The organism is Janthinobacterium sp. OK676 (genome assembly GCF_900103595.1).
Classification (GTDB): domain Bacteria; phylum Pseudomonadota; class Gammaproteobacteria; order Burkholderiales; family Burkholderiaceae_D; genus Janthinobacterium.
Genome location: NZ_FNHA01000005.1, coordinates 216776 through 229488 on the forward strand (window position 1 = coordinate 216776; position 12713 = coordinate 229488).

Genomic DNA, 12713 nt, shown 5'->3' on the forward strand with positions numbered 1-12713 from the left:
AGCAGTCACGCACGATTCATCATAAAAAGAATGGACGGAAAGCATGGAGACGCAAAAATTATCTACCGTTGAAAAGGTCGGCTTCGGCGCCGGCGACATGGCGCTCAATGTCGTCATCTCGTCGATGATGTTGATCATCACCTTTTTCTATACCGATATCTATGGCTTGAAAACCACCGACCTGGCGCTGCTGTTCGTGGCCGTGAAAGTCATCGGCGCCATCGCCGACCTGGTCATGGGCCAGATCACCGACCGCTACAGCTTTGCTTCGGGACGTTACCGCCCATACCTGCTGTGGCTGGCCGTGCCGTATGGCGTCAGCGTCTTTTTTGTCTTCAGCACGCCCGAGTGGCAATATGACGCCAAGCTGATCTGGGCATATTCGACGTATATCCTGATGACCATCATGACGGCCGGCGTGGGCATCCCGTATATCTCCTTGATCAGCGGCCTGACGAGCGACCCGCAGGATCGCCTGTCGGCCAACGGCTACCGCCTGTTCTTCGCCAAGATCGGCGCCTTCATGGTGACCATCGTCGTGCCGATCCTGTCGCAGCGCTGGGGCGGCGGCAACCCGGCCGTCGGCTACCAGGCGGCCATGGCCGTGATGGCCGTCATGGGCGTGGCCCTGTTCCTGTTCTGCTATTTCTCCACCACCGAGCGTGTCGTGCACGTGGTGGAAAAGCAGTCGTTGCTCGCGCAATTGAAAGTGCTGCTGCAAAACGACCAGTGGCTGGTGTTGTGCGGCGTATGCGTCACGGGCACCATCGGCTATGTGGTGCGCGGCTCGGTCGCCATTTATTACGCGAAATACTATCTGGGTGGCAGCACGGAAACCGTGGCCGCCTTCCTCACGACGGGCGTGGTGGCCGCCATCCTGGCCATGATCGCCTCGACTTGGATCACCAAGTTCTATTGCAAGGTAAAACTGTTCCGCTACACGCAGATCGGCGTCGCCCTGATCAGCCTGGCGATCTATTTCTTTGTAAAGCCGAGCGATACCGTGCTGGCCTTCGCCCTGTATTTCCTGCTGTCCTTTGTCGTGGACTTGCACGCGCCCGTGTTCTGGTCGGCCATCGCGGAAACCATCGATTATGGTCAAGTGAAAACGGGCAAGCGCGTCTCCGGCTTCGCCTTTGGCGGCATTTCCGTTTGCCAGAAGGCGGGCATGGCGGTGGCGGGCGGTCTGGTCGGCGTGCTGCTCGCGTATTTCGACTACCAGCCCAACCATGAGCAAACGCAATTCGCCCTGAACGGCATCGCCCTGATGCTGTCGATCATCCCCGGCTTCTTCCACTTGCTGATGGGCTTGCTGATGTTCAAGTACCGCATCAGCGATGACTATTACCGTGGCGTCAAGGTAGAGATGCACAAGCGCGGTTTTGTCGCCGCGTAAGAATAACTGAATGGAGCAAGCAACATGACAGAAGTCCTGACCCCGCTGATCGAACAGCGTGCCGACCCGCATATCTACCGTCACAGCGACGGCTATTATTACTTTACGGCCTCCGTGCCCCAGTACGACCGCATCGAGCTGCGCCGTGCCGACAGCATCGCGGGCCTGGCCGACGCGCAAACGGTCGACGTGTGGCACAAGCCGGAAACAGGGCCGTACAGCGAGCTGGTATGGGCGCCCGAGCTGCACTTCAACCAGGGTGCGTGGTATGTGTATTTCGCCGCCGCGCCGAGCCGCGAGATCAAACATAAGTTGTTCCAGCACCGCATGTACGCGATCCGCAACACGGACGCCAATCCGCTTGAGGGCGAATGGGAATTCATGGGCCAGGTCGACACGGGCATCGACACCTTCTGCCTGGACGCCACCACCTTTACGCACGACGGCGTGCTGTACTACCTGTGGGCACAGAAAGACGTCGCCATCGAGGGTAATTCGAACCTGTACATCGCGCCGATGGCCACGCCGTGGCAGCTGGCCGGGCCGCCCGTGATGCTGAGCAAACCGGAATTCGACTGGGAAATCCGCGGCTTCTGGGTCAACGAGGGGCCGTCCGTGTTGAAGCGCAACGGCAAGATTTTCATCAGCTATTCGGCCAGCGCCACCGATGAAAACTATGCGATGGGCTTGCTGTGGGCCGATGATACGTCCGACTTGCTCGATCCGTTCTCGTGGAGCAAGTCGCCCGAGCCCGTGTTTGCCACCTGCTACGAGCACGGCATCTACGGTCCCGGCCACAACAGCTTCACGACGGCCGCCGATGGCGACGGTGTGTTGCTGGTGTACCATGCCCGCACCTACACGGAAATTGTCGGCGACCCGCTGTGGAACCCGGACCGCCATACCTTTGTCAAACCGCTGCGCTGGGATGCGCAGGGCATGCCCGTGTTTGGCCGTTCATCGACCCTGTAAACCCCGGACCCGACGCCATGACCCCAGTTGATTCTGTTTCAGTGACGCAAGCGCCATTCGGCGTCTTGCCAGACGGCGACCACGTTAGTGTCTTTACCCTGACGAACCGCCACGGCATGCAAGTCAAGGTGCTCGACTTTGGCGCCATCATCAGTGAAATCCACGTGCCGGACCGCAATGGCAGTTTTGCCGACGTGGTGCTCGGATTCGAGCGCATCGAACCGTATCTGCACAACAGCGCCTTCCTGGGCGCCTTGATCGGGCGCTTCGGCAACCGCATCGCCGGGGGACGTTTCAGTCTGGATGGCAAGGATTACCAGCTGGCCGTCAACAATGCACCGAATCATTTGCATGGCGGCAACCAGGGTTTTCACCAGGTCATGTGGCAAGCCGAGCCGTTCACGAAAGACGACGCCGTCGGCGTCACCTTCACGCGCAGCAGCCCGGATGGGGAAGATGGCTATCCGGGCAAGCTCGACGTTACCGTCGTGTACGAACTGGACAACGACAATGCGCTGCACCTGCGCTACCACGCCGTGACGGACCAGGCCACACCGATCAACTTGACCAACCACAGCTATTTTAATCTGGCGGGGCAGGGCAATATCCTCGGTCATGAGCTGTCCATCAACGCAGACCGCTACTTGCCCGTCGACGCGGGGTCGATACCCACGGGTGAACTGGCGGACGTTGCCGGCACGCCGTTCGACTTGCGCCAGGCCACCGTCATCGGCAACAGCATCGACCTGCCGCATGAGCAGATCCGCATCGGCCGCGGCTACGATCACAATTTCGTGCTGAATCAAAAAACAGGTCAGGGGCTGAACCTGGCAGCCACCGTGCGCGATCCGCAATCGGGCCGGGCGATGCAGGTGTACACGCAGGAGCCGGGCATTCAGTTCTATTCCGGCAATTTCCTCGACAGCAGCCAATATGGCAAGCTGCGCGCCATCAGCTACCGCAGCGCGCTATGCCTGGAAACCCAGCATTTCCCGGATTCGCCGAACCAGCCTCACTTCCCCGGCACCATCTTGCGCCCGGGTGAAGAATACCGGACGGAAACTGTGTACCGCTTTTCCACCGAGTAAGCACCGCAGCCAAAACAGCCCACGCCCTGCCGCCACGCGCCCGCAGGGCGTTTTCATTGGTGCCGATGGATATCGTTTTCGATATCGGAACGCATTAAAAATTGATTGGAAAGGCATGGCAGGATTCTTTAGTATTCCAACATCGCTGCCCGGGCCGACCACCTTAGATCCGGCATGGCACAACCAGGAGAATGGCATGTCTGAGACAAAAAAGAAGGTAGCCCTGCGCTCGGCCGAGTGGTTCGGCTCGCAGGACAAGAACGGCTTCATGTACCGCAGCTGGATGAAAAACCAGGGCATACCTGACCACGAATTTCACGGCAAGCCCATCATCGGCATCTGCAATACCTGGTCCGAACTGACCCCTTGCAACGCGCATTTCCGCCAGCTGGCCGAACACGTCAAGCGCGGCATCCTTGAAGCGGGCGGTTTCCCAGTTGAATTCCCCGTGTTTTCGAATGGCGAATCGAATTTGCGCCCGACCGCCATGCTGACGCGCAACCTGGCGTCGATGGACGTGGAAGAATCGATTCGCGGCAACCCGATGGACGCCGTCGTGCTGCTGGTCGGCTGCGACAAGACGACACCGGCACTGCTGATGGGCGCGGCCAGCGTCGACATTCCCACCATCGTCGTCAGCGGCGGCCCCATGCTGAACGGCAAGCTCAATGGCAAGGACATCGGTTCCGGCACGGCCGTATGGCAGTTGCACGAGCAGATGAAAGCCGGTTCCATCACTCTGCACCAGTTCATGTCGGCCGAATCGGGCATGTCGCGCTCGGCTGGTACCTGCAACACCATGGGCACGGCCTCGACGATGGCCAGCATGGCGGAAGCGCTGGGCACGTCCCTGCCGCACAACGCGGCCATTCCCGCCGTCGATTCGCGCCGCTACGTGCTGGCCCACATGTCGGGCATCCGCATCGTCGAAATGGTGCACGAAGACCTGCGCCTGTCGAAAGTGCTGACGCGCGAAGCATTTGAAAACGCCATCAAGGTCAACGCCGCCATCGGCGGCTCGACCAATGCCGTGATCCACCTGAAAGCGATTGCCGGGCGCATCGGCGTGCCGCTGGAGCTGGAAGACTGGACCAAGGTAGGCCGCGGCACGCCGACCATCGTCGACTTGCTGCCGTCGGGTCGTTTCCTGATGGAAGAGTTTTATTATGCGGGCGGCTTGCCGGCCGTGATACGCCGCCTGGGCGAGGGCGATCTGCTGCCGCACAAGAATGCGCTGACCGTCAACGGCAAGTCGCTGTGGGACAACTGCGTCGAAGCGCCGATCTACAACGATGAAGTGGTGCGCACCTTGGACAACCCTTTGCTGGCCGATGGCGGCATTTGCGTGTTGCGCGGCAACCTGGCGCCACGCGGCGCCGTGCTGAAACCGTCGGCCGCCTCGCCGCACCTGATGCAACACCGTGGCAAGGCCGTTGTGTTCGAGGATTTTGAACATTACAAGGCGCGCATCGTTGATCCTGATCTGGATGTGGACGCGAACTCCGTGCTGGTCATGAAGAACTGCGGCCCGAAAGGCTATCCTGGCATGGCCGAAGTGGGCAACATGGGCTTGCCGCCGAAACTGCTGGCGCAAGGCATCACCGACATGGTGCGCATCTCGGATGCGCGCATGAGCGGCACGGCCTACGGCACCGTCGTCTTGCACGTGGCGCCGGAAGCGATGGCCGGCGGCCCGCTGGGCATCGTCAGGGATGGCGACATGATCGCCCTCGACTGCCATAACGGCAGCCTGAACATCGACATCAGCGCTGCGGAAATCGCCGAGCGCCTGGCGGCCCGCGAACTGGGCAGCGCGCCCGGACCGAAGAGCGGCTACCAGCAGCTGTACATCGAACACGTGTTGCAGGCCGATGAAGGCTGCGATTTCGACTTCCTGGTCGGCAATCGCGGTTCCGCCGTGCCGCGCCACTCACACTAAGCGGAGAATCCCATGCTGTTGCTGCAATTTACGAATGAACACGGCGGCCGCCTCGTCGGCCTGCTGCAAGACGACGTCATCCGCGTCATCGAAGGCTACAACACGACGTATGCGCTGGCGCAAGACGCCATCCGCAAAAAGGTGAGTCTGACGGACCTGGTCAACGCCACGGTCGGCAACACCACGCATTCCTATGCGGACGTGGCCGCTGCCGGACGTGTGCTGCCGCCGCTCGACCACGCCGATGAAGCGCATTGCTACGTGACGGGCACGGGTCTGACCCATTTGGGCAGCGCCGGCGCGCGCGACGCCATGCACAAGAAGATCGGCGGCGACGCGGAATCCTTGAGCGACTCCATGAAAATGTTCCGCCTGGGCGTGGAAGGCGGCAAGCCCGCTGACGGCACGGCTGGCGCCCAGCCCGAATGGTTCTATAAAGGCGACGGCTCCATCGTGCGCGCTGGCGGCCAGCCGCTGCGCATGCCGGACTTTGCCCTCGATGGCGGCGAAGAGCCGGAAATCGCCGGCCTGTACGTGATCGGCGACGATGGCCAGCCCTACCGGGTCGGCTACGCCATCGGCAATGAATTCTCGGACCACATCACGGAGCGCCAGAACTATCTGTACCTGGCCCACTCGAAACTGCGAGCCTGCAGCGTGGGCCCGGCCCTGCTGGTGGGCGAATTGCCCGCGCATATCGCCGGCGCCTCGCGCGTGCTCGACGCGGCTGGCAACGTGCGCTGGGAAAAAGCGTTCGTCAGCGGCGAAGAGAATATGTCGCACACGATTGCCAACCTGGAACACCATCACTTCAAGTATCCGCTGTTCAAACGCCCTGGCGACGTGCACGTGCACTTCTTTGGCACGGCAACGTTAAGCTTTGCCGATGGCGTGAGCGTGGCGCCGGGTGAAACCTTTGAAATCGAAGCGCCGGCCTTTGGCCCTGCCTTGCGCAACCGCCTCGACGTCTTCCCAACCGAATTTGCGAAAGTGAGCACATTATGAGTTTCAATATCACCGGTGATGCATTGATCGGCGGCGTCGCCGTCAAGGGCAATGGCGGCTCCTTCGAAGCGTGGGACCCGGCCGCGCGCGCCCACATCGCGCCCGCCTTCCACATGGTCGACGCCGCGCAAATCGACGCGGCGTGCCGCCTGGCGCAAGCCGCGTTCGATCCGTACCGTGCCACCAGCGATGCGCAACGCGCCGATTTTTTAGAGACCATCGCCGCGCAAATCCTCGAGCTGGGCGACGAGCTGATCGTGCGCGCCATGACGGAAAGCGGCTTGCCGCGCGCGCGCCTGGAAGGCGAACGTGGCCGCACGGTGGGGCAATTGAAACTGTTCGCCGGCTTGCTGCGCGAAGGGTCGTGGACCGATGCGCGCATCGATTCGGCTTTGCCGGAACGCACGCCGCCGCGTCCTGACCTGCGCTTGCGCATGATCGGCCTGGGTCCCGTCGCCGTGTTTGCGGCCAGTAACTTCCCGCTGGCCTTCTCGGTGGCCGGCGGCGATACGGCCTCGGCCCTGGCAGCCGGCTGTCCTGTCGTGCTGAAAGCCCACTCGGCCCATCCGGGCACGTCGGAACTGGTGGCGCGCGCCATCGTGAAAGCGATTGCCCTGTGCAAGCTGCCGGCCGGCGTGTTCGCCTTGCTGACGGGCACGGGCAATGGCATCGGCCAGACCCTGGTGGCCCATCCCGCCATCCAGGCCGTCGGCTTTACGGGTTCGCGTTCGGGCGGCATCGCCCTGATGAAGGTGGCGGCCGAACGTCCACAGCCGATCCCCGTGTATGCGGAAATGAGCAGCATCAACCCCGTCTTCGTGTTGCCGCAAGCGCTGGCCGCCCGCGGCGCGGCGATTGCCAGCGGCTTTGCCGCCTCGCTGACGATGGGCGTGGGCCAGTTCTGTACCAATCCGGGCCTCGTGCTGGGCCTGGAAGGCCCTGACTTTACGGCGTTTGCCGCCGCTGCCGCCGAAGCGCTGGCGCCGGCGCCAGCTGCCACCATGTTGACGGCTGGCATAGCCAGCAGCTATGCCAAGGGCGTGGCCGCGCTGGCACAGCACGCCGACGTGACGCCGCTAGTGCAAAACACGGGCGACGAAGGCAAGGGTGCCGCCGCCCTGTTCGTGACTTCGGGCGAAGCGTTTTTGGCCAAGCACGATCTGCGCGACGAAGTCTTCGGCCCCGCTTCCCTGTTGGTCGCTTGCCGCGACATCGAGCAATTGCTGGCGATCACGGAAAGCCTGGAAGGCCAGCTGACGGCCACCCTGCAAATGGATGCCGGCGACGTGGCAGACGCGCGCCGCCTGTTGCCCGTGCTGGAACGCCGCGTGGGCCGCATCCTGGCCAACGGTTTCCCGACGGGCGTGGAAGTGTCGACGGCCATGGTGCACGGCGGCCCGTTCCCGGCCACGTCGGATGGCCGCAGCACCTCGGTCGGCACGGCGGCCATCAACCGTTTCCTGCGTCCCGTGTCGTACCAGAATCTGCCACAGGACTTGCTGCCGGAGTCGCTGCGCGACGATAATCCGCTGGGCATCTGGCGCCGTCACGATGGCGTGCTGGGCAAACTTTAATCATAAAAAATAAAAATACACAGGCGGAGACAAGATGAAGCAATTGGCGAAATATGGCAGCTTGCAGGGCAAGCGCGTGTTCATCACGGGTGGCGGCAGCGGCATCGGCGAATCCCTGGTGGCGGAATTTGCCGCCCAGGGCGCGCTGGTGGCGTTTGTCGATATCGCCGTGGCAGCGAGCGAGGCCTTGTGCCGCCGCCTGGCCGAAGCGGGCCTGACGGCGCCCATTTTTCGCCATTGCGACATCACGGATATTCCGTCGCTGCAAGCCGTCATGGCCGAACTGGCCGACAAGCTGGGCGACTTCGATATCCTCGTCAACAATGCCGCCAACGACCAGCGCCACCAGGCGCAGGACGTCACGCTGGAATACTGGAATGAGCGCATTGCGATCAATCAGCGTCCCATGTTCTTCACGTGCCAGGCCGTCTTCGAGGGCATGAAGCGCAAGGGCGGCGGTTCCATCATCAACGTCAGCTCGATTTCCTGGCACATGAAGTCGGGCGGCTACCCTGTGTACGCCACCACCAAGGCCGCCGTCGTGGGTCTCACGCGGGGCTTGGCACGCGATTATGGCGCCCACAATATCCGCGTCAATACCGTCACGCCCGGCTGGGTCATGACGCAGCGCCAGATCGACCTGTGGGTCGACGACGCGGCGGAAGTGGAAATCAAGAAAAGCCAATGCTTGCCAAGCAAGCTGATGCCACAGGACATCGCCGCCATGGTGCTGTTCCTTGCCTCCGATGACGGCGCGATGTGCTCCAGTCAGGAGTTCATCGTGGATGCCGGCTGGGTCTAAGCCTTAGCGCATCGTTCAATCCGCGCCGGTGCTGACCGGCCCTCCAATCTTGAAACACCCTCTTGCCGCCGCAACCCCGCGGCAGGAGAGGCATCGCCATTCCATCGCCGGGTTGATCCCGGCCCTTGCTTTTCACTAAAAAACAGGAGACAGCATGAAATTCATCCATACCAGCATCGTGGCCCTCAGCCTGGCCATGGCCGGCAGTGCCTTTGCCGCGCCCGTCAGTGTCACCATCGACGTGGCCAAGCCCGGTGCCGTGATCAACAAGAACGTGTACGGCCAGTTCGCCGAACATCTGGGTACGGGTATCTATGAAGGCATGTGGGTGGGACCGGAATCTGCCATTCCGAATACCAAAGGCTGGCGCAATGACGTGCTGGGCGCGCTGAAACAGTTGCACGTGCCCCTGGTGCGCTGGCCGGGCGGCTGCTTTGCCGATGAATACCACTGGAAGGACGGCATCGGCGCACGCGACAAGCGCCCGACCAAGGTCAACACCAACTGGGGCGGCGTGGAAGAATCGAACGCCGTCGGCACGCATGAATTCTTCGACCTGGCGGAACTCCTGGGCGCGCAGACCTACATCAACGGCAATCTCGGTTCCGGCACGCCGCAGGAAATGTCCGAATGGCTGGAATACATGACGTCGGACAGCAAATCGACCCTGGCCGAGCTGCGCCGCAAGAATGGCCGCGCCCAGCCGTATAAAGTCGATTACTTTGGCATCGGCAATGAAGCCTGGGGTTGCGGCGGCAATATGCGCCCGCAGTACTATGCCGACCTGTACAAGCACTATCACAGCTTCATGAAGACGCCGGAAAGCGCGCGCCCGAAATTCATCGCCAGCGGCGGCAATGACGACGACATCAGCTGGTCCGGTACCCTGAGCCGCGAAATCAAGCCGAACATGATGGACGCCATCAGTTTCCACTACTACACGGTGCCGACCGGCGTGTGGGAAAAGAAGGGCGCCGCCACGGGCTTTGGCGAAGATCAATGGATCTCGACCCTGAGCCGCACCTTGCGCATCGATAGCTTGATCAAGAACAATATCGCCGCCATCGACAAGAACGACCCCTCGAAAAAGACGGGCTTGTACGTCGATGAATGGGGCACCTGGTACGACGTGGAGCCGGGCACCAATACGGGCTTTTTGTTCCAGCAAAACAGCTTGCGCGATGCGCTCGTCGCCGCCTTGAACTTCAATATTTTCCACGCCCACGCGGACCGCGTGCGCATGACGAATATCGCGCAAATGGTCAACGTGCTGCAGGCGATGATCATCACGGACAAGGACAAATATTTCCTCACGCCTACGTATCATGCGTTTGAAATGTACGTGCCGTTCCAGGATGCCACTTCGCTGCCGGTCGCCATCCAGGGCAATGGCAAGTACAGCCTGGGCAAGGTCAGCATTCCGGAAGTGAGCGCCTCGGCCGCGCGCGGCAAGGATGGCAAGGTGTATCTGTCGCTGGTCAACACGAACCCGCACAAGGCCGTCGACGTGAACGTGGCGTTGGCCGGCAAGCAAGTGGCCAGCGTGACGGGCCGCGTGCTGACCGCCGGCAAGATGGATGCCGTCAACAGCTTTGCGCAACCGCAAGCCGTGCAGCCGGTGGCGTTCAATGCCCAGGCGCAAGGCGGCAAGCTGACCGTGTCGGTGCCAGCCAAGGCCGTCGTGGTGGTGGCCGTCGAGTAAGCTGTCGGCCGCCAGTCATTTACTCGGCCGGCCCGCATGACGGGCCGGCTGACCATTTTGGAGAAGACGATGCACATATTGACACGCGGCATGGCCGCCATCCTGAGCACCCTGGCGATCATGGCTGCCGCGCATGCGGCCCAGGTCAGCGTGCACGACCCCGTGATGGCCAAGGAAGGCGACACGTATTATTTGTACAGCACGGGTCCCGGCATTACCTTCTACAGTTCGAAAAACATGCTCGACTGGCAGCCGGAAGGACGCGTCTTCGCCGGCCAGCCCACGTGGGCCAAGACGGCTGCGCCATCATTTGACGACCATATCTGGGCGCCCGACGTGCAATTTCACGACGGAAAATACTATCTGTACTACTCGGTATCCGGCTTCGGCAAGAATACGTCCGGCATCGGCGTGACCGTCAACACGACCTTGAATCCCCGCTCGCCCGACTACCGCTGGGTCGACCAGGGCATGCTGCTGCAATCGGTGCCCGAGCGCGACGAGTGGAACGCCATCGATTCGAACATCATCACCGATGCCAAGGGCACGCCGTGGATGTCGTTCGGCTCGTTCTGGAATGGCATCAAGCTGGTGAAACTCAACAAAGACTGGACCCGCATTGCGGAACCGCAAGAGTGGCACTCGCTGGCCCGACGCGTACCCCTGCCGCCACGCGCAGGCGAATTCAAGCCCGCGCCCGAGGAAATCGAGGCGCCCTTCATCTTCCGGCGCGGCAACGACTACTTCCTCTTCGTTTCCTGGGGCCTGTGCTGCCAGAAAGAAAAAAGCACCTATCACCTGGCCGTGGGACGCTCAAAAAGCGTGACGGGTCCCTACCTGGACAAGGATGGCCGCGACATGGCGCAGGGCGGCGGCACGGTGCTGCTGAAAGGCGACAAGGATTGGCAAGGCCTCGGCCACAACAGTGCCTATACGTTTGACGGCAAGGATTACCTTGTGCTGCACGCCTATGAAACGGCGGACAATTATTTGCAGAAGCTCAAGATCCTGCCCATGACGTGGGACCAGGATGGCTGGCCGCAAGTCGACGCGCGCGACTTGAACCGCTATCACAGCCGCGAATTGCCGGCCGCCAAACGGTAAGCAGGGAAGGGGATGGGCGGCAGGTGATACGCAAATCGGTATCGCAAGCGAAAAAGAATTGATTGGATGGCTATGTTGCTTTCTCCTACCATGGGTTCATAAAAAACCGCCCATCCGGCATCCGGCTGTGATGGTATTCCAAAAAAAACTGGAGACAAGAATGACATTGACACGCCGAACCCTCCTCGCCAGCGCCATGTTGCTGGCACTGTCCGCAACCTCTTCCGCCTTCGCCGCCAAGCCCCTCGTCATGGGCTTTTCGCAGGTAGGCGCCGAAAGCGAATGGCGCACCGCCAATACCGTCTCCATCAAGGATGCGGCCAAGAAAGATGGCGTCACCCTGAAATTTGCCGACGCGCAGCAAAAGCAGGAAAACCAGGTCAAGGCTCTGCGCTCGTTCATCGCGCAAAAAGTCGACGTGATCGCCTTCTCGCCCGTCGTTGAGTCCGGCTGGGATACGGTCTTGCGCGAAGCCAAGGCCGCCAAGATTCCCGTCATCCTGACGGACCGCGCCGTCAACGTGGCCGACAAATCGCTGTACGTGACCTTCATCGGTTCCGATTTCGTGGAAGAGGGCCGCCGCGCCGGCCAATGGCTGCTGGACTATGCCAAGAAAACCCCGGACGCCACCCTGAACATCGTCGAGCTGCAAGGCACGGTCGGCTCCGCGCCGGCCATCGACCGCAAGGAAGGCTTCCAGGAAGTCATCGGCAAGAATCCGAAGCTGAAGATCATCCGTTCGCAAACGGGCGACTTTACGCGCGCCAAGGGCAAGGAAGTGATGGAAGCGTTCCTGAAGGCCGAGGGCAAGAAGATCAACGTGCTGTACGCGCACAATGACGACATGGCCATCGGCGCCATCCAGGCCATCGAAGAAGCGGGCATGAAACCGGGCAAGGACATCATCATCATCTCGATCGATGGCGTCAAAGGCGCGTTCGAGGCCATGATCGCCGGCAAGCTGAACGTCACTGTGGAATGCAGCCCGCTGCTGGGCCCGCAACTGATGTCGATCGCCCGCGACGTGGTGGCCGGCAAGCCCGTGCCAGCGCGCATCACGACGGTGGAAGGCGTGTTCCCTGCCGAGGTGGCCGCCAAGGAATTCCCGAACCGTAAGTACTAAGCTTGCCG

General features: G+C 61.5%; 10 protein-coding genes. All 10 read left to right on the forward strand.

Annotated features, from left to right (window positions below):
- Nucleotides 1-43 precede the first annotated feature (43 nt).
- The 10 genes from BLU39_RS12440 (at nt 44) to BLU39_RS12485 (ending at nt 12705) form a co-directional block, all read left to right on the forward strand.
- Nucleotides 44-1396 carry an MFS transporter gene (locus tag BLU39_RS12440; RefSeq protein WP_092713362.1) on the forward strand — a complete coding sequence of 451 codons (1353 nt, stop codon included), beginning with the start codon at nt 44-46 and terminating at the stop codon, nt 1394-1396.
- Between the two features lie 24 nt (nt 1397-1420).
- On the forward strand, nt 1421-2368 hold the full coding sequence (locus BLU39_RS12445) for a glycoside hydrolase family 43 protein (protein WP_092713364.1): 948 nt from the start codon (nt 1421-1423) through the stop codon (nt 2366-2368).
- Nucleotides 2369-2385: 17 nt separating this feature from the next.
- Complete coding sequence (locus BLU39_RS12450) at nt 2386-3456, forward strand: aldose epimerase family protein (protein WP_092713366.1); 1071 nt, start codon at nt 2386-2388, stop codon at nt 3454-3456.
- 196 nt (nt 3457-3652) lie between these two features.
- Nucleotides 3653-5395, forward strand: a complete 1743-nt coding sequence (locus tag BLU39_RS12455) for an IlvD/Edd family dehydratase (RefSeq protein ID WP_092713368.1) — start codon at nt 3653-3655, stop codon at nt 5393-5395.
- A gap of 12 nt (nt 5396-5407) precedes the next feature.
- A complete protein-coding gene (gene araD1 / locus BLU39_RS12460) occupies nt 5408-6400 on the forward strand; it encodes an AraD1 family protein (RefSeq protein ID WP_092713370.1) in 993 nt (330 codons plus the stop codon).
- Nucleotides 6397-7974: an aldehyde dehydrogenase (NADP(+)) gene (locus BLU39_RS12465; protein WP_092713372.1), complete on the forward strand. Its 1578-nt coding sequence runs from the start codon at nt 6397-6399 to the stop codon at nt 7972-7974. Before araD1 ends, BLU39_RS12465 begins: the two co-directional genes overlap by 4 nt.
- 34 nt (nt 7975-8008) lie before the next feature.
- Nucleotides 8009-8776, forward strand: a complete 768-nt coding sequence (locus BLU39_RS12470) for an SDR family NAD(P)-dependent oxidoreductase (protein ID WP_092713374.1) — start codon at nt 8009-8011, stop codon at nt 8774-8776.
- A 154-nt stretch (nt 8777-8930) separates the two neighbouring features.
- Entirely contained in the window at nt 8931-10478 is a 1548-nt protein-coding gene (locus BLU39_RS12475; protein ID WP_092713376.1) for an alpha-N-arabinofuranosidase, read from the forward strand.
- A gap of 69 nt (nt 10479-10547) precedes the next feature.
- A complete protein-coding gene (locus tag BLU39_RS12480; RefSeq protein ID WP_254788961.1) occupies nt 10548-11582 on the forward strand; it encodes an arabinan endo-1,5-alpha-L-arabinosidase in 1035 nt (344 codons plus the stop codon).
- 160 nt (nt 11583-11742) lie between these two features.
- The gene (locus BLU39_RS12485) at nt 11743-12705 is read left to right on the forward strand and encodes an ABC transporter substrate-binding protein (RefSeq protein ID WP_092713378.1); all 963 of its coding nucleotides are present in this window, start codon (nt 11743-11745) and stop codon (nt 12703-12705) included.
- Nucleotides 12706-12713: the final 8 nt, after the last annotated feature.

Coding starts and splice junctions, on each gene's coding strand:
- BLU39_RS12465 (WP_092713372.1), top strand. CDS start 6,397: ATGAGTTTCAATATCACCGGTGATGCATTGATCGGCGGCGTCGCCGTC.
- BLU39_RS12475 (WP_092713376.1), top strand. CDS start 8,931: ATGAAATTCATCCATACCAGCATCGTGGCCCTCAGCCTGGCCATGGCC.
- BLU39_RS12470 (WP_092713374.1), top strand. CDS start 8,009: ATGAAGCAATTGGCGAAATATGGCAGCTTGCAGGGCAAGCGCGTGTTC.
- BLU39_RS12485 (WP_092713378.1), top strand. CDS start 11,743: ATGACATTGACACGCCGAACCCTCCTCGCCAGCGCCATGTTGCTGGCA.
- BLU39_RS12440 (WP_092713362.1), top strand. CDS start 44: ATGGAGACGCAAAAATTATCTACCGTTGAAAAGGTCGGCTTCGGCGCC.
- BLU39_RS12455 (WP_092713368.1), top strand. CDS start 3,653: ATGTCTGAGACAAAAAAGAAGGTAGCCCTGCGCTCGGCCGAGTGGTTC.
- araD1 (WP_092713370.1), top strand. CDS start 5,408: ATGCTGTTGCTGCAATTTACGAATGAACACGGCGGCCGCCTCGTCGGC.
- BLU39_RS12445 (WP_092713364.1), top strand. CDS start 1,421: ATGACAGAAGTCCTGACCCCGCTGATCGAACAGCGTGCCGACCCGCAT.
- BLU39_RS12480 (WP_254788961.1), top strand. CDS start 10,548: ATGCACATATTGACACGCGGCATGGCCGCCATCCTGAGCACCCTGGCG.
- BLU39_RS12450 (WP_092713366.1), top strand. CDS start 2,386: ATGACCCCAGTTGATTCTGTTTCAGTGACGCAAGCGCCATTCGGCGTC.